Source organism: Bilophila sp. T19-St14 (genome assembly GCF_059728385.1).
This window is the reverse complement of sequence record NZ_BAAGFT010000001.1, coordinates 1,359,180-1,376,366: the sequence shown is the minus strand read 5'-3', so window position 1 is coordinate 1,376,366 and position 17,187 is coordinate 1,359,180. Positions and strand designations below refer to the sequence as shown.

Below are 17,187 nucleotides of genomic sequence, written 5' to 3'. Positions count from 1 at the left end.
GCGGAAAGGGCGTTGGGGCGTCAGCTCAGTACGCCGTGCTCATAAAGGATTTTCAGGCCGATGCCGATAAGGACGCAGCCGCCCACAAGTTCGGCGCGTCGGCCAAAAATGTCCGCATGGGCGAGCCCTTTTCCCGCCAGCAGGCCAAGGGCCGTGATGACGGCGCAGACCACGCCGATCAGGATGGACGGCCCCCATACGCTTATGTTGAGGAGTGAGAAGGAAAGCCCCACGGCCAGGGCGTCGATGCTGGTCGCCACCGCGAGGATGAACAGCCTGCGTCCCTTGGTGGGATCAGCCGAGCAGCTTTCCCCTTCTTCGGAATCGTCGCCTCCGCCCCGGATCATGTTGCCGCCGATCCATGCCAGCAGCGCGAAGGCGATCCAGTGATCCCATGATTCGATGAAGCCGCGCACGGTCAGGCCAAGGGTCCAGCCGATTACGGGCATCAGGAACTGGAAAAAGCCGAACGTCAGCGAAAGGCGCAAAAAATGTATGGCCGTCACCCGTTTGAGGGCGCAGCCCGTGCAGATTGACACGGCGAAAGCATCCATGGCCAGTGCAACGGCAATGGCAAACAGTTCTGGGAAACTCATAGGGTGTTGTGGGGGGTTAAGGTTATGGGCGTCAAAACCGATCCGGTTGTTGTGAGGCCTTCGGCTCTTGCTGTCAACCTTTTGTGGGGTGGTGGGAAGTGGCGTCGGGGGAGGGAAGGGGGAAACTTTCTGAAGAAAGTTTCCCCCTTCCCTCCCCCGAACCCCCTCCTTTCCCCTTTCAAAGACTTTCGGCTGGTGGGGAGGCCGTGCGGCAGGAGTCCCGTTGTGTGGAATTTTTTTTGGGGGGCGTCACAGGGGAGGCGGCGTTGTCGTTAGGGTATGTCTTGTTTAAATATAACTATTTGAAATTATTTAAATAATTTTTGGTGATTTGAAAAATGGTTACATAATTTCAATAGATTATATCTGATTGGCGACACGGCCTAGGGTATGGGAGGGGCGTCCATCGCCAAGTTCCGGGCGTCGCAGGTTTCATGCCTAGGCATGGTGGGGAGGCTTTTTCCTTAATTTTTCTGTCAGCGGGCGCCATGATTGGGGCATCTTATTGGATGGCTGTTTGAAAATGTAAGGAAGGGGGTTGAGCCTTTTTGTGGCAAAGCCTTCGATACGCTGGTTGGGGTTCCTTTATGGGGGGGGAATACGTTTGGAGCTGTCATAGCATGTGTTTTTCATCTCCACGGTATGGTGAAAATACAGCCTTTTTATTCGGTTTTCCCCTTGGCGGAATTCATAGTTAAGGCATTTCGCTGGTTATTCCGTTGGAACTTCAAGGAAAAAAGCATCAACCGCTTTCTAGGTCGTGTCGTCAATTAGATATAATCTATTGAAACTATGTAACTGTTTTTTTAAGTTGTAGAAAGATTGTTTTAAATAATTTCAAATAGTTATATTCAAATGACGACACGGCCTAGGACACAGCCATCGTTTTAATGCATGAAGAAGATGCCGACAGCAACGAGGATGACGGCAAGGAGCTTGACGGTGGAGAATTTTTCGCCAAGGAAAAATACGGCGAGGAGCATGCCGAAAATGACGGATGTTTCACGCAGGGCCGCGACCATCGCTATGGGGGCCTTGGTCATGGCCCAAAGGGCCACGCCGTAGGAACCGAGGCTGCACAGGCCGCCGAAAAGCCCGTGTTTCCAGCGTTTGCAGAAATAGGGGATGTAGGTTTTGCGCTGTTTCAGCAGCAGGATGATATTGATGGGGAAGGTGTTGATGACGTAGAGCCAGCACACGTAACTGATGGGGTTCCCGCTGGCCCGGGCGCCGTAGCCGTCGAAAAGGGTGTAGCCCATGATCACGATGGCGGTTCCTACGGCGGCCAGAGCGCCGCTGATGTTGAACTTGCCGTTTTTGATGTTGTCGCGGGTCAGGGTAAGGACGCCGGCGCACAGGCACAGGATGCCGAGCCACCCGGCAAGCGGCATTTCATGGCCGGAAAGGAGCATGAAAACGGATGTCAGGAGCGGGGCCGTGCCGCGCATGATGGTATAGGCGAACGACATGTCCACATTGCGGTAGGCTGCGGCGATACAAAGGTAGTAAGCGATATGGACGGTACAGGAGCCTGCCAGGAATGTGAGGCTTTCCAGTGCGGGAAAGGGGAGGAAGGGGACGATGAACAAGACCCCGACGCCGCCGCCGAAACAGTTGAGCCCCGTTTCATAGAGTTTGTTGGAGCCGCCCTTGATGACGGCATTCCATGAGGCATGGAGCAAAGCGGCAAGCAGTATGAGAAGAATGATTCCGAAAGACATGAAGCCCCTCCCGTTTTTTTTCGCGGGAAGCTAGCGCGAAAAAAGACGCTTGTACACCGGCCTTTTTCTTTTGCTGGCAGGTATGCAAGCGTCTTTATGCTGTGGTTTTAGCCGGTTGCCGTGTGACGTTTCCGTGCCGATTTTTTTGTTTGGGGGAAACGGGGAAGATTCGTTTTTGAAATAAATCTTCGTATGTGAAATTATTTCTTGTGATGTTCGGCTATCCACGCCTTGAACTGGCGCATTTCCTTGGCTTGGCTGATAATGATGCCCTCAGCGAGGTTGAGGATCTGCGGGTTGTTGGAGCCGAGGAGGGCGGGGACGGACATTTCCAGCGCCATCGCATGGTGCGGCAGCATGAGCTCCACAAAACGCATGTTCGCGCCGAGATCCTTGCCCTCTTCGAGCATGTGCTGCATGGCCTTCTTCATGGGCGTATAGGCGGACTCTTCGATGCCGCCGAGAGGCTTCAGAAGTTCCTTCATTTCGGCGATTTCTTTTTCCTGCACCTTGATCACATCGTCAGCCCATGCCGTAACTTGGGGGTTCTGATCTTTTTTGGGGGTTGCAAGGAAGACTTTGGCCATATCCACCGCTCCCTCATGGTGCGCGATCATGCCGGAAAGGAAGGCGCGATCCGAATAGTGGACGGCGTCGGAGCCGTGATCCATTGCGGCCCGAACGGGCAGGGCGGAAAATACAAACGCCGCAATAAGCGCAAGGACGGTCAACGAGGCGATACGCATAGTTTTTTCTCCAGATAGGATGTGGGCCGCGGAGCGCCGCGGCGGGCCCCACAATGGGTACCCCTCTGGAGCATACCGGCAACCCGGTATGGGATGTAACTATTTTTTGTGGGCCCGTCCGTATGCGTCTCGACGCCTGACCGGGGGGGGGCCCAAGATTGCGGCGGCGGATTCCGGCCTTCCTTGGAACTGGAGGGCCGATAGGGGCAAGAGCTTGGGGGAGGGGAGATATTCACTTTTGCAATAAAGGCATTATTTCAATTGGCTGAAATTCAAACTAGATTTTTTAGAGAGTCATCGAAAAGGCGAATGTATCGGGGAGGGGGCGTGCAAGGCAGGGCTGGGAAAGGGAGAAGGGCTTTTTATTCGGGAGACCCACACCTCCCTTCCCCAGTGCTCAATTTTTTATTTTCTCTTTATGGATGAGGTACCGGAGGCACAGGCAGTGACCATCGGCACATAGGTTTCGCTTTCCGCGTCGAAGTAGAGCAGTTCGCCGGTGCTCATATCGAAGTACAGGCCGTGCAGGAGGAGTTCGCCTTTATCGACGGCGCGTTTGATCCACGGATACCCCAGAAGGTTTTCCAGCGAGAAACGTACGCCCCACATTTCGCAGGCCCGCTGGCGTTCGTCGGGATCGGCGTCAGGCAGGGTGCGATCGACCTCGGCCTTGGCGCGGCAGGCGAGGCTCATCCAAATATTGAGGAATTCGTCGTCGCTGTGCGAGACTTCGAGCAGGCTGGTAAAGCCGCCGCATTTCGCGTGCCCCATGACCATGATATGCCCGATGCGCAGGTGGCGGACAGCGTATTCCAATGCGGCGCTGACGCCGTGGTGGTGGGAGTCGGGCTCGTAGGGGGGGACGAGGTTGGCGACGTTTCGGATGACGAACAGGTCGCCGGGCGTTGCGTCAAGGAGCAGGACAGGGTCGACCCTAGAGTCGCTGCAGGCGATGACGAGGGCGTAGGGGTTTTGTCCGGCCCGGAGTTCTTCATAAATATTGTTTTCAGGGCAATACCATGTCTTTTGGAAGCGCTGGAATCCGGCGGAAAAGCGTTTGAGCAGATCGTGCGATACCATTTGAGGCTCCTTTGCGGCAAGGAGGATCGGAAGGCGGACTTGTCATTTCATGGTGGAGGCTTTATCTCCCTAAAACAGAGGAGTCAACGCAACCGATTGGAGTATTCTCCCATGCCTGATTTTTTGAGATGGATTATCGTCGGCGTTACGTCCGTGGTGGGGGCGGGGCTCGTTGTCCTGCTCACCACCGTGGGGATCGTCGTCGCCTTTTTTGTGTTTTTGGTGCTGTTCGTCGTGTTTGGGCTGGCCATGCGCCGGGCCCGCAAGAACGTGCGGTACGGTGAGGACGGCAGCCGATTCATCATCTATACCAACATCCCCGGAGCCGGGGCGGGGGATGCCGGCCGTGTGCGCCGGGACGAGCCCGACACGTATGAGCTGTCCCCCGACGAATATACCGTGGAAGCGGCATCTTCGGAGAAGCCCGGCGACACCGGCCCCAAGGCCATTGGAGGCCGCGGGAAATCGTGACGGCGTGCCGGGCGGCAGGACTTTTTTGACGTAAACTCACTTGGATAGCAATATGTTTCTGCATGTGTGCCTTGGAGCTGTCCGGCTCTGGCGGATGGCGTGCCTTGCCCTGTGCGGCTTTTCCCTGTGCCTTTGGGGAGGTGCCGCCGCGTTTGCCGCCCCTTCCGTCGAAGAAATGGCCGGGCAGATGCTGCTTGTCGGTTTCAAAGGGCAGGAGCCTGAGGAATGCGGGGCTATCCTTAAAGATATTCAGGCCCGGCATTTGGGCGGGGTGATCCTGTTCAAACGGGATGCGCGCAACGCCGGACTTCCTCGTAATATCCGTGATGCGGAGCAAGTGAAACGCCTGACCGCCGCGCTGCGGGGGGCCTCCGCGGGGCATCCGCTTTTTGTCGCCGTGGATCAGGAAGGCGGCAAGGTGGCACGCTTCCAGCCGGGCGACGGGTTCCCGGCGTTCCCTTCAGCCGAGGAGCTGGGCCGGGGCACGCCCGATGCTACGCGCCGCACGGCCTTTGGCATGGGCCGCATGCTGCGGGAGCTTGGGGTCAACCTCAATTTTGCGCCCGTACTGGATGTGAATGTGTACCCCGCTTCCCCGGCTATTGGGCGTATCGGGCGCAGCTTTTCGGCTGACCCGCAGGCCGTCGCCGCGCACGGGGCGGCTTTCGCGGACGGCCTGAACGACGCGGGCATCATAGCGGTCTTCAAGCATTTTCCGGGGCACGGCAGTGCGCGTGCGGATTCGCATAAAGGGGTCACGGACATCAGCGCGACATGGGGCGGGCGCGAACTGTCGCCGTACCGATCCGCGCTTGGGCGTCCGGGGCGGCGTATGGTGATGACGGGGCACCTTTTCCACGCCGGGCTCGATCCTTCCTTTCCAGCCACGCTGTCGCCTTCCGTCATCAGCGGGCTGCTGCGCGGGCGTCTGGGATATGACGGTGTGGTGGTGACGGACGACCTGCAAATGGATGCCGTTGCCGCCGAATACACGCTGGAGGAGGTTGTGATCCGGGCTATCGGGGCCGGGGCGGATATCCTGCTGTTCGGCAACAATCTGGAGTATGATCCCGCCATCGTCGCCAAGGTTCAGGCCATCATCGTCCGGGCGGTCGAAAACGGAACCATTTCCCGTGCCCGGCTTGAGGCGTCGTGGAGGCGGATTATGAAGCTCAAGCGGCAGATGCCCTGAACCTTCGCCAGAAAGCCGCCTGCGGGAGATGTTTTTGGGTGCTCTGTCTCGGAGCTGAACATATTGGGGGGTTGCCGTCCCGAAGGCGGCCCCCATGAAAGCGGAACCCATCGGCGAGCCGGTGGGTTCCGCTTTTCCATGTAAGGAAGGGGGAGGCCCCTTCCGCTGTCTTACTCGTCGTCTTCGTCCATAAGGGAGTCGTGCAGGGCATCGGTAAAGATGTCGAAGGCGACCTGTTCAATGGGCGTACGGGGCTTATAGGTGAGGGCTTCTTCGGGGACTTCGCCGTTTTCCTTGCACAATTCGTCGAAACGATCCGAATAGGCTGCGATCAGGCGTTCCACTTCCAGCACGATGGGATCATCGGAGGGGATAACGTCGTCATCGCCGTCTCCACAGCACCCTCCGTTGCCGCATCCGCAGCCACACCCTTCCTCGCCGTCTTTGCTGGCGTAATATTCATCAACCTGCGCTTCATAAGCATCGATGGCTTCGATGACCTGCTCCTCGGTCAGTCCGGCAAATTCCGGTTTGGCTACAACAGTCTTCATACCGCTCTCCTTGGATGGCGTCGTTGCCGTCTGTTTTGGTTTTGGCTGTGTCCTGGAAAAGGGTTGGTGCTTTTTTCCTCGAAGTTTCAAAGGAATAACCAGCAACATGCCTTAGCCGCGGATCCCGCCGATGGGAAAAGTGGAGAAAAAGGCCGTATTTTTCACCGTGCTGTGGAGATGAAACAACCACATATTAGACGGAGCCTTTGTCTTCATGCCCGTCCGGGCATTTCCCGAAGGACGTTTTGGGGAATGCCTGCCTCTTTGCCGCCGGGTTCCGCCCTCATGGGGCCGATGGAGCCGCCCCGCAGGTGGACGGCATCCCGCTGCGTTCCAGCGTTCCGGGATTCGGCACGCCGGGGCGGGGAACTCCACAGGGGCGGCTGGGGAGGCTTGAGGCATCGGCAGCCGTATCCGTTTCAGGCGGCCCTCCCTGCTTTTTTCCTATTCTCCGCGCATCGTCAAGGAAATGCGCTTGCGGGGGATGTCCACGTCGAGCACGGTGACGAGCACTTCCTGATGCACTTTGACGACTTCATTGGGATCGCGCACGAAGCGGTTCGCGAGCTGGCTGATGTGGACGAGGCCGTCCTGATGCACGCCGATGTCCACAAACGCGCCGAATGCCGTGATGTTGGTGACGATGCCCGGCAGCTTCATGCCCTGTTTGAGATCCTGCATCGTGCTCACGCCTTCGGCGAAGGAAAAGGGCTTGAAGGGGCCTCGCGGGTCGCGTCCGGGCTTTTCCAGTTCCTTCATGATGTCCGTAAGCGTGGGCAGGCCGAGCTTGTCCGTAACATAGTCGGAAAGGCGGATGGCCCTGCGGCGTTCGGGGCTTTGCATGAGCTCGCGGACGGTCGCCCCGGCATCCTTGGCCATGCGCTCGACCACGGCGTAGGCTTCCGGGTGTACCGCGCTGGCGTCGAGGGGCTGCTTGCCGTCCCGGATGCGCAGGAACCCGGAGCATTGTTCAAAGGCTTTGGGGCCGAGGCGGGGAACCTTGAGGAGATCCCGGCGGGTCTGGAAGGGGCCGTTTTCGTGGCGGTGGGCCACGATATTGCGGGCGAGCGTGGGGCCGAGGCCGGAAACGTAGGTAAGGAGCTGCTCGCTGGCCGTGTTCAGATCCACGCCCACGGCATTGACGCAGCTGACGACCACGTCGTCAAGGCAGCGCTTGAGTTCGGACTGGTTGACGTCGTGCTGGTACTGCCCCACGCCGATGGATTTGGGATCGATCTTGACGAGTTCCGCCAGCGGGTCGGCGAGGCGGCGGCCGATGGATACCGCGCCCCGGTAGGTGAGGTCGAGATCCGGGAATTCGGCGCGGGCCGCTTCCGAGGCGGAATAGACCGAAGCCCCGCTTTCGCTGACCATGACCACGGGGATGCCCCAGCCGGGGAGCGCCCGGATGAAGGCTTCGGTTTCGCGCCCGGCGGTGCCGTTGCCCACGGCGGCGACTTCCGAGCCGTGCTTCTTGGCGAGGCGGAGGAGCGTTTCCCCGGCTTCGGCGCGGGCCTTGTCCGATCCGGCGTGCGGGTTGATGGTGGCGTATTCGAGCAGTTTCCCTTCCCGGTTGAGGCAGACGATTTTGCAGCCGGTGCGGAAGCCGGGGTCTACGGCAAGGATGTTCCGGGCGCCGAGGGGCGGGGCCAGCAGGAGCTGGCGCAGGTTTTCGGCGAACACGCGGATGGATTCGGCATCGGCGCGCTGTTTGAGCTGGCTGCGGAGTTCGGTTTCCAGCGCGGGCGCGAGAAGCCGCCCGTAGCCGTCCAGTGCGGCGGCGCGCACTTCGCGCCCGCAGGGGCCGTCGTTGCGGACGAAGAGGCGGGCCAGCAGATCCTGCGCCTGCTCTTCATTGCGGGGGCGCAGGGAGAGGCGCAGGAAGCCCTCCTCTTCACCCCGGAACATGGCGAGGATGCGGTGGGAAGGGGCTTGCGCGGCGGGCTCGTCCCACGCGAAATAGTCGCGGTACTTGGCGGCGTCGGGATCATCCTCCTTGCCGGAAACGGCCTTGCTCCGCATGAGCCCTTCGCGCCCGAAAAGTTTGCGCAGGCGTTCGCGGGCGGGCTGATCCTCGGCGAAACGCTCCGCAAGGATGTCGCGCGCCCCGGCAAGCGCCGCTTCCGCATCCGGCACGCCCTTTTCGGCGTCAACAAAGGCGGCGGCCATCGCTTCGGGGAGGGTGCGATCCTGACGGGCGAGCTGATCGGCCAGCGGTTCGAGCCCGCGCTCCTTCGCCATCAAAGCGCGTGTACGCCGCTTGGGGCGGTAGGGGAGGTAAATGTCTTCAAGGACGGTCAGCGTGTCGGCGGCTTCGATCTTGGCGCGCAGTTCGGGCGCGAGGAGGCCGCGTTCCTCCAGCGACGAGAGGATGGCTTCACGCCGTTTGTCCAGTTCCTTCAGGGCGGCGAGGCGATCGCGGATGGCGGTCACCGCCACTTCGTCGAGGCTTCCCGTGGCTTCCTTGCGGTAGCGGGCAATAAAGGGAACCGTGGCGTCCCCGTCGAGCAGGCGGATGACGGCTTCGGTTTGCTGGGGGCGGATATTCAGTTCCTGGGCTATGATGGATGCGTAGTTCTGCACGCGTTTTCCTTGTCGGTTTGGCGGATTGCGGGAACGATGCGGGCGCTGCGGCCGCCCGGCGGCATGCCGGGAGGAAAAGGGGCATGCCGCCGAGCGACGGTATGCTTTTTCGCGGAAAAAGCAAAGTTTTTACATAACTTATTGATAATGTTTGTTTTAGATGCTATTCCCCGCACCAATCTGCACCAAATTGGTGCAAGAAGAGAGTGCGGCCGCAGCTCGACGTTGGGAAGAGGCAAGAGCGTGTGTGTAGAAAATTCCTGTGGTGGTAATATCTTTGTGCCCAAGCTGCGCAGCTATTGCGGCGATGTCCACGCCTCTTGAAAGCATCTCGGACGCGGCGATATGTCGCAGGGCATACATAGGCATAGACACTTCGGCCTTTCGGCAAGCCCGCCTCCATGCAATCTCATAAAGCCCTTTATTCACACGTCCTCCCTTTCTATTTCTACAAACCAAACTTTGACCGTTTATCGCATCATCTTGGTAGCGTACCCATGCCTCCTGAAGATATTCCTCTGGTGGAAATACCATTTTGGTGCTATCTACTTTGGGCATGTAAACGCTCACGGTTCTAGCCTTCCAGTCGAATGCCGACCATTCCAATCGGAAAAGTTCGGACACGCCGGGACGTAAGCATAGGGCAATGGCTGTTTTTGCTGCCCATTGAAGCCACGGCGGGAGCACAGGAAAGAGTTTGTGGAAGTCTTCCAATGTTCCTGTCCGTGGCTTGTTTCTTACGCCGGGGAGTTGTCGATATTTTCCCCAAGGGTTTTCATGGAGTAAGTCTTGTTCAACGCACCAACTGAGTGCAGCCTTGATCTTTCCGACATAGATATTGATACTCGCTGTTGAGAGGCCGTCATTCCTGCACCGTTCACGTACATTTTCGAGGTCACGACGAGTCAATGTATCCACGAATCTGTTTGCAAGGAACTCCGCTGGACCCTCTCTGTGTTCCCCATTCTTTCGATCATGCCCGCACACAATGAACTCATAAATTCCTACGGTGTTCTCGGCGTGTTCGGTATTTTTTAAGTACACCAGCACCGCCTCCAACAGCGTCAGGCGCGTGTTTTCCACCGCATCATACTGGCAGTCCGCATCGAACTGCCGGGCCTCTTCCTCAGTACGGAAAGAGCGCTGTCTCCAGCGCCCCTCCTCATCCTTGAACTTGACGGTCCATCTGCCGTCACCGCGCTTTGCTACGCTCATGGGATTTCCTTTTCACGTCAGCAAAAAACGCCTTCCCTGCTTTGGGGGATAGCGTATCGCGAGATGATTTTCTAGCCCCTTGGTTGAGTTCGAGCAGTTCGAGAAACCGTTGGTTGAGGCGTTGGTCTTCAATCTCCAACTCCCGACGCCGCTGTACGATTGAGCGGATTTCCGAGATTGTCGTTTCCATATTTCTTATCCTCCTACGCGGCCCGCCTTTTTCTGTATCTGTCGAGCATACCGGGGTTCTGAGCGAGCTCGCACCGGAATGCGGAAATCACGTCCACATGGTAGGCGTTGATGCCTTCCGGGTATTCTGGGGTGGCAATTTTCTCTATGGAGTAACCAAGATCGGTAGACATGCGCTTGAGGGCTTTCCCGACGACTGAATACATCCCCTTGCTTTCAACGAATTCCGTCAGCAACCACGGAATGGCCTTTACGGACTTGTAGCGCTTTCCGCGTCCGAGTTCGTCTTCGAGAGCGTTGACCTTGCGGACGGCTACGGAAGCGGTTGCCATTGCGGTCGCCGTCTTTTTGTCGCTGATCCATGCTTTGGTGCGGACGGCCTCATCACGTTGGCGCCGGATAAGCTCGTTTTCTTCAAGTATGTTGGCATATGCGCGCAACGCCTCCGGGAGGGAAGTAGGGGCGTTTGCTTGGAGGGCTTTTTCCATCTCGTTGAACCGGGCGATGTAGGATTTCTTCATCCGCATGGCTTCGGCCCCAGTGTAGCCCATGACGAGGAGGACAAAGCCGTCCTTGCTCATAACGTACATGGGCATTTCTCTATTATTTTCATTAGTATATGAGCACTCCTGAAAATTAAGGAGTGCAAAACCATCATCGTCGGCTTCAATAATTTTGCGAATATCTGCAAGTACGTTGTCGTGACGCTTCCCAAACGCCTCAGCCACCTGCAAGGATGTGACTGCCGGAATTTCCTTACCGTTGATAATCTTCAATGCGATTTCGATATTCATAGATTCTCCTTTTGTTGCAATTTCTACGCGGCCCGCTCTGTTTTGTCCCGTGTGTCAAAGTAGCGTTTCTGTGCCGCCCGCATGTCACGGACGAGGATAGCGAAACGGGAAATCTTCTTAGGCATGGAGTCCTCTATTAAAAGAAAAGCCCCTGTTCGGGGCTACTTCGGTTCGCGGGGTTCGGGGATGGGACCCGCCCATTGGCCGCCGAGATCTTGATACGGTACGCGGGCCATTAGCATAGTGATGGCAACGGTTCCATCTTGGTAGACGTAGCGAGGGATGCAGCCATATTCATCCCGCCACCAATTCCATGCTCCCAATTGTGGATCGCGCGTCCACGTCAACGCGCGGGGCAGGGCATTCCATGCGGCACGCGCCTCCTCAATAGTATCTTTTCTGGGCCCAAGTATATCACAGCGCGGGCAATATATGCGAATCGTGGTGGGCTCATAATGCGCCCATGCTCTTCCGCCACACGCCGGGCACGGTAACGTCAGTTCTTCGGGCATGATTCCTCTCCTTCCCCCACGGCCTCGCGTGCCGCTTCTACAAGACCATATAGGTCTCCATAATCACTAGCTGTTCCGTCAAATGCTACAACAGCTATCCAAAGATTTGACTGTTCCAGCAAGTACGCCTTTCGCTCCGCTTCCTCCAGCGCATTAAGTAGCCGAATGGTGAAAGTCGCGTGTTCTGCATCGAAACAAGTGAAGGGTGAGAACAATCTTTCGCGCCATTGGTCACGTTCTTCTTTCGTTGGGATCATTTTTCTTCCACAGCCTCGCGTGCGGCTTCCCGTACATCTTCAGGCAACGGCGGATTCATCGCGCCAGAGTCGATATTAGGTAATAAGTCAATGTCGATATAGGCGTTTGCAAGCCAGATGCTGAGGACATCCGCCTCCCGATCCAGACGTTCAAGTTGAGCCTTAACCTGTTTGTTTGCTTCATCGCAGTCGTCGACGTGCCCAGAGCCGCCACACCAAGGGCAGTTATAGCTTTCGGAAAATTCCTCTTCGGTCATGTGAGTGTGACCGGGAAGGGGAGAGGGGATTTCCCCGCCCCATGCGGCGGCTGCCACTTCTGACATGGTGACGGCGTGTTTCCGTGCTAGCTCCATTTCCCGGCACAACCTGAAAATAGTAGCCGCAGGCCCTATTTCATCGAGCGCCTTGGAGTCTCCGAGCATATCGCCAACGGCGGCGGTTCGGATGCGGGCGAGTTCTTCGGGGGTAATGCTCATTCTGTCGGCTCCGTGAGTTCGTACAAGCGTTGTACTTTGCAGTGTGCGCATGATACCGTGTTATCCTCATCATACGGGCATTTTTCATCTTCATACGGACACTCAAGCAGACAAGCCTCAAGTTTCAGCATCTTGATCAGCCTCGGCACGGCATTGCACGCGGCGACGATGTAGGCGGCGTTATCCAAGTTTATCGTTTGCGCAATTTTTCTAGCTTCGATTCTTTTGCTGTAAATAGAAGTCGAATTCGTGATTTAGCTCACTATATTGTTGGACCGATCTCATCTAGGAAAGATATTGTATTTGCTACTGGTGGGGTTGGGAATATGAATTTTGCTACCGCAAAATTATCGACTGATGGAACTTTCCGCCTTATTCCTGCTGATGATATAGCTAGTGGAAAATCTTATAACATATTACGTCTTACGTGTGGTGAAGATATACGATTCGGAACTGACTCATCCATTGGTTCCGGTGCATCTTGTATTACTTTTACTATAGATTCTGATGGTAAAAAAACGCATTTATTGTACATTAATGGTCAGCGTGTAATGCTGTATAAAAATAGCAATGTAGATATATACGCTGAACAGTTCATACCGAGAAATAATAATGCTGTAAAACTTGGTAATGGTGATCATTTTTGGTCATATATTTATAGCTATGTCTATCGTGTATATGAAGGAATACTTCCATATGTTGATGAGACTGTATATCTTGGCAGTGCATCACGCCGTTTTTCACAGTTGTTCGCTACCACATCTGAGATAGATACCTCAGATATTCGTGAAAAGCAGAAAATTGAACCACATTCTGATAAAGTTCTTGATGCGTGGGGTGAAGTAGAGCTTAGGCAATTCCTATTTAACAGCGCAGTAGAAGAAAAAGGGGATGCTGCTCGTATTCATTCTGGTGTCATCGCGCAGCAAGTCATTGAAGCATTTTCCAAACATGGATTGGACGCTGATAGGTATGCTTTGCTCTGCTATGACAAATGGGATGATCAGTATGAAGATGCAGAAGTCGTTGATTCTGAAGCGGAGTTCGATTCAGAAGGGAACGAGATAAAGTCAGCTGTAACGCACACGGAAAAGAAGCTGGTGACTGCCGCAGGCGACCGTTATGGCATACGGTACAGCGAGGCCCTCTGTATGGAAGCCGCCTACCAGCGTCGTCGTGCAGATCGTATTGAGGCCCGACTTGCAGCCCTAGAAAAAAAGTTGGGTAGCGTATGATCCAGAACCGTACAACGATCATTTTTAGAAAAAGCGGACTGTAACCCAGAAAGATAAGAAGCTATTCTATGCGTATAGCCTACAAAAATTTCACAGGTGGAGAATTTTCACAGACGCTTTCCGCTCGCTATGATCTTTCGCGTTTTGGAACGAGCGTTCTTCGGATGGAGAATTTTATCCCCGGTCTGCATGGTGACGTACAAAGGCGCCCCGGTACGCGGTTTGTGGCAGATTTGGGGCGGTTTTCCGTACTTATCCCGTTCAGTTTCAATGTTGAAGCCGAGCAAAACTTTGCTCTGATTTTATCTGACAAGCTTTTACAGGTTTCCGATGGGCAAAAGCTTCTCGATATGAGCGTGGTGACACCCTATGTCGAAGCTGATTTACTAGGCATTTCTTATGCTCAAGTGGGGGATGTCGTTTATCTTGCTCATGAAAATTATTCATTACACAAAGTCATGCGAACGGGAAGCCCCGGATCATATCAATGGAGTATCCAGCAAGTTGTTTTGAATACCAGCTTGCCCGCTCCGGGGGAACCTACTGTTTCATTCGAGCGCCACAATGAAAAAGATGACGCTGATCTATCCTATACCCTGCGTTATAAAATTGTCGCAGTCGATGAAAATGGGCTGGAATCCCTTGCTTCTCCTGCTGGCGAGGGAGCAGGAAAGCATCCATCTGATTGGGTGACGGGGAACCAAGTACGCATTTCATGGCCTACCGTTTCTGGAGCCAAGGAATATAATGTCTATCGTGAAGAAGCAGGATATTATGGTTTTATCGGGGTTGCCGATTCGTCTCAGGTACAGCCTGAAAGCACTACAAATACTGTTTATGCAGTGAGTGTTGGAGGGCTTATCTTTTCCAAGACGGACATGGGATTAAAAGGATTAGTGCATAGCGATACAGGAGGATATTCATCTATAAGTATTACAGAATCAGAAGGTTCAAACGCATTTTACCATGCTGGTTCTAGTCAGCTTTTAGTACAGGTTAAAAGTATATCTGGATACTGGTATATAGTTGATAATGTTCCTAGTTCTTTTATCGGTGATTATAGTTCATATAAAGCATATCAAGGATTTGGAACATCTGCTGATTACCCCGAAGGTGTAAGCGGGGAATTGGCTGCTGTCCCTCAATTCCATACGGCACATACGTATGCTCACTATTTTATTGATTCAAACTATGAAGCTGATACATCGGATACGCCAAAAGAGGATTGGAATCCCTTCGCAGATGGCAACAATCCGACTATCGTGGCCTTCCATCAGCAGCGTATGGTTTTGGGGGGCACCAAGTCCTCGCCGCAGTCTTTCTATGCAAGCCGTACAGGTGACTTTGAGAATTTCCGTAAATCCCGCCCGCTGCAAGACGACGATCCGATAGAGTACGTGCTTGCTTCTGGAAGCATTGACGCGATCCAATGGATTCAGTCTTTCGGTGATTTGCTCATAGGCACCAGCGGGGCGGAGTATAAGGTTACAGGCGATAACGGCGTTATTACCCCGAAAAATGTGAGCATTGTATCCCAAAGCTATTGGGGGTCTTCCGGTGGCCTCACGCCGCTGATTATCGGCAACTCGATCATGCACGTGCAGCGGCACGGCTCCCGTGTACGGGATCTGTTCTATTCCTTGGAAAAAGATGGGTACGCGGGCAATGATCTTTCGATCATGTCACCTCACCTTTTCGATGGTCACACCATTTTGCAATGGGCCTATCAGCAGACTCCGGGATCCAATATCTGGTGTGTGCGTGATGATGGTGTACTGCTGTGCCTTACCTACATGAAAGAACATGAAATTTTTGGTTGGTCACGGCACATTACAGATGGAAAGTTTGTTTCCGTGATGAGTATGTCAGGCGATGAGAGCGACGTAATCATGTGCGTGGTAAAGCGCAGTATCGGCGGCAAGGATCATTGGTTCCTTGAACGGATGGCGGAATCCTTTATGCCCATGACGGCGATAGAGGACGCTTTTTTTGTCGACTGCGGCATTACCCGCTCCAATGAAGAACCTGCTGAATCCGTCACTGGGCTTGATCATTTGGAAGGCATGGAAGTTTCCGTTCTTGCCGATGGTTCCCCGGTTGAAGGGCTGACGGTCAAGAACGGTTCTGTGTCGCTTCCCTATGCTGCCAAGAAGGTACAGGTTGGGTTGGGCTTCTCGTCTGTCCTTGCGCTGCTTCCCGTTGAAACGGACACGCAGACAGGAAGCACACTAGGAAAGATGCGGGCCTATGGTAAGTGCCAAGCCCGTCTTTTCCGCAGTGTAGGCGGTAAATATGGCTCACGTGAGATGGAGCTTTATGATCTGCCCTTTCTCCCTCCCTACTACGGGGAGCCCTGCGAACCCTTTTCAGGCGACATCGAGTTTAATCCTAACAGCGGGCAGGAAGCGGATACGACTGTGTGGCTGGTGCAGGACAGGCCCATGCCGTTCCATGTCGTTTCGGTCATGTGCAGCGTAGATTTTGGAGAGGTGTGAGATGCCCATTACTTTCCAGACAGAGCCTCTTTTCCCTAATCTGTTTTTTGAGATGCGCCCCTTGCTTGAGCGGCATTGGGATGAGATTGCCTTGAAAGACGCCTTCGGTTCAGTGGACATTGACGAGGACGCTTATCGGGCACTGTACGAGCGCGGGATGCTGCACGTAACCACGGCACGGGATGGTGGGCGTCTTGTCGGGTATGCCGTCTATTTCCTCATGCATAATTTCCACTACAAGACCCGGCGTGTTGCCGAGGCTGATGTGTTCTTTCTGCTCCCTGAGTACCGGAAAGGTCTGTGCGGATTCCGGCTGCTCCGTGAGGCAGACAAGGCGCTTTCCGGCATTGTTGATATTATCGTCAACAAAGTGAAGGCCGCGCATGATTGCGGGAGTCTGTTCGAGCGCATGGGCTACCATCTTGCGGAGAAAAGCTACATGAAGGTGGTGGGGTAATGGCGTTTACATCTTCAATCGTCGCGCTTGTCGGTACGGGGCTGAGTACGGTCGGCGCCTACCAGCAGGCAAAGGCTCAGAAATCTCAAGCTGAGTACAACGCGGCAATCGCTACGAAAAATCAGGAGCTAGCGGAAGAACAAGCGGCGGCACAGCGGCGGGAAGGCTATGAAAACATGGTCAAGAAGCGCCAAGAAGTGGCCGGAGTTATCGCAAGTCAGCGGGCGGCTATGGGCGCATCCGGGGCTCAGGTTGACAGAGGATCTTTCCTCGATCTGGAACTCGATACGGCGGAAAAGGGAGAGATTGACGCCTTGGCGCTGTATCAGCGCGGCTTGGATGCCGCATACAATACGGAAGTGCAGGGTTGGAATTACGGGCAGCAGGCGAAAGCGTATGAGTCTCAGGCCGACAATATCAATCCCGGATGGGCGGCGGCAGGTACGGCAATCGGCGGCCTAGCGGCAATCGGGAGTAATTACGGTGAAAGGCTTTGGGGTGGGGGAAGCCCTCTTTGGAGCGGAACTGATGAAAGTGCAAAGAATGCCGTAAGTTTCAATACTTGGAACAAGAATAAGGGGTGGAAGTAACATATGGCTGGTCTTAGGGTTCCTGAA

The 17,187-nt window shown here is 55.0% G+C and carries 17 protein-coding genes; 6 read left to right on the top strand and 11 right to left on the bottom strand.

Annotation, left to right across the window (positions count from 1 at the left end):
- Positions 1 to 20: 20 nt before the first annotated feature.
- The 4 genes from AC6I1V_RS06055 to AC6I1V_RS06040 form a co-directional block, all read right to left on the bottom strand.
- On the bottom strand, positions 21 to 596 hold the full coding sequence (locus AC6I1V_RS06055) for a manganese efflux pump MntP (protein WP_308771361.1): 576 nt from the start codon (positions 594 to 596) through the stop codon (positions 21 to 23).
- A gap of 887 nt (positions 597 to 1,483) precedes the next feature.
- On the bottom strand, positions 1,484 to 2,317 hold the full coding sequence (locus AC6I1V_RS06050) for an EamA family transporter (protein WP_302553538.1): 834 nt from the start codon (positions 2,315 to 2,317) through the stop codon (positions 1,484 to 1,486).
- Positions 2,318 to 2,517: 200 nt separating this feature from the next.
- Entirely contained in the window at positions 2,518 to 3,063 is a 546-nt protein-coding gene (locus AC6I1V_RS06045; protein WP_486853820.1) for a DUF305 domain-containing protein, read from the bottom strand.
- Between the two features lie 405 nt (positions 3,064 to 3,468).
- Positions 3,469 to 4,143 carry a carbonic anhydrase gene (locus AC6I1V_RS06040; protein WP_302553540.1) on the bottom strand — a complete coding sequence of 225 codons (675 nt, stop codon included), beginning with the start codon at positions 4,141 to 4,143 and terminating at the stop codon, positions 3,469 to 3,471.
- Between the two features lie 111 nt (positions 4,144 to 4,254).
- Between AC6I1V_RS06040 and AC6I1V_RS06035 the strand changes: the two genes are divergently transcribed.
- Together AC6I1V_RS06035 and AC6I1V_RS06030 are read left to right on the top strand one after the other, a co-directional pair.
- Positions 4,255 to 4,614, top strand: coding sequence for a hypothetical protein (locus AC6I1V_RS06035; protein ID WP_479859053.1), 360 nt, complete (start codon positions 4,255 to 4,257; stop codon positions 4,612 to 4,614).
- 52 nt (positions 4,615 to 4,666) lie between these two features.
- On the top strand, positions 4,667 to 5,806 hold the full coding sequence (locus tag AC6I1V_RS06030) for a glycoside hydrolase family 3 protein (RefSeq protein ID WP_486853821.1): 1,140 nt from the start codon (positions 4,667 to 4,669) through the stop codon (positions 5,804 to 5,806).
- Between the two features lie 170 nt (positions 5,807 to 5,976).
- Here AC6I1V_RS06030 and AC6I1V_RS06025 read toward each other — a convergent pair whose 3' ends face one another.
- The 7 genes from AC6I1V_RS06025 to AC6I1V_RS05995 form a co-directional block, all read right to left on the bottom strand.
- Positions 5,977 to 6,357 (bottom strand): hypothetical protein, encoded by a 381-nt coding sequence (locus tag AC6I1V_RS06025; protein WP_308771632.1) that lies wholly within the window; start codon positions 6,355 to 6,357, stop codon positions 5,977 to 5,979.
- Positions 6,358 to 6,801: 444 nt separating this feature from the next.
- Entirely contained in the window at positions 6,802 to 8,940 is a 2,139-nt protein-coding gene (locus AC6I1V_RS06020; protein ID WP_486853822.1) for a Tex family protein, read from the bottom strand.
- A gap of 156 nt (positions 8,941 to 9,096) precedes the next feature.
- Positions 9,097 to 10,155 carry a tyrosine-type recombinase/integrase gene (locus AC6I1V_RS06015; RefSeq protein ID WP_497736945.1) on the bottom strand — a complete coding sequence of 353 codons (1,059 nt, stop codon included), beginning with the start codon at positions 10,153 to 10,155 and terminating at the stop codon, positions 9,097 to 9,099.
- Entirely contained in the window at positions 10,133 to 10,345 is a 213-nt protein-coding gene (locus AC6I1V_RS06010) for a hypothetical protein (protein ID WP_462407344.1), read from the bottom strand. The genes AC6I1V_RS06015 and AC6I1V_RS06010 overlap by 23 nt, the downstream gene beginning before the upstream one ends.
- Positions 10,346 to 10,358: 13 nt before the next feature.
- Positions 10,359 to 11,138, bottom strand: coding sequence for a Rha family transcriptional regulator (locus AC6I1V_RS06005; protein ID WP_497736944.1), 780 nt, complete (start codon positions 11,136 to 11,138; stop codon positions 10,359 to 10,361).
- A 496-nt stretch (positions 11,139 to 11,634) separates the two neighbouring features.
- Entirely contained in the window at positions 11,635 to 11,907 is a 273-nt protein-coding gene (locus AC6I1V_RS06000; RefSeq protein WP_497736943.1) for a hypothetical protein, read from the bottom strand.
- Entirely contained in the window at positions 11,904 to 12,383 is a 480-nt protein-coding gene (locus AC6I1V_RS05995; protein WP_497736942.1) for a hypothetical protein, read from the bottom strand. Before AC6I1V_RS05995 ends, AC6I1V_RS06000 begins: the two co-directional genes overlap by 4 nt.
- 326 nt (positions 12,384 to 12,709) lie before the next feature.
- Between AC6I1V_RS05995 and AC6I1V_RS05990 the strand changes: the two genes are divergently transcribed.
- The 4 genes from AC6I1V_RS05990 (at position 12,710) to AC6I1V_RS05975 (ending at position 17,160) form a co-directional block, all read left to right on the top strand.
- Positions 12,710 to 13,618, top strand: coding sequence for a tail fiber domain-containing protein (locus tag AC6I1V_RS05990; RefSeq protein WP_497736941.1), 909 nt, complete (start codon positions 12,710 to 12,712; stop codon positions 13,616 to 13,618).
- Between the two features lie 68 nt (positions 13,619 to 13,686).
- A complete protein-coding gene (locus AC6I1V_RS05985; RefSeq protein ID WP_497736940.1) occupies positions 13,687 to 16,113 on the top strand; it encodes a phage tail protein in 2,427 nt (808 codons plus the stop codon).
- A gap of 1 nt (position 16,114) precedes the next feature.
- Positions 16,115 to 16,570, top strand: a complete 456-nt coding sequence (locus tag AC6I1V_RS05980; RefSeq protein ID WP_497736939.1) for a GNAT family N-acetyltransferase — start codon at positions 16,115 to 16,117, stop codon at positions 16,568 to 16,570.
- The gene (locus AC6I1V_RS05975; RefSeq protein ID WP_497736938.1) at positions 16,570 to 17,160 is read left to right on the top strand and encodes a virion core protein, T7 gp14 family; all 591 of its coding nucleotides are present in this window, start codon (positions 16,570 to 16,572) and stop codon (positions 17,158 to 17,160) included. Before AC6I1V_RS05980 ends, AC6I1V_RS05975 begins: the two co-directional genes overlap by 1 nt.
- Positions 17,161 to 17,187 lie beyond the last annotated feature (27 nt).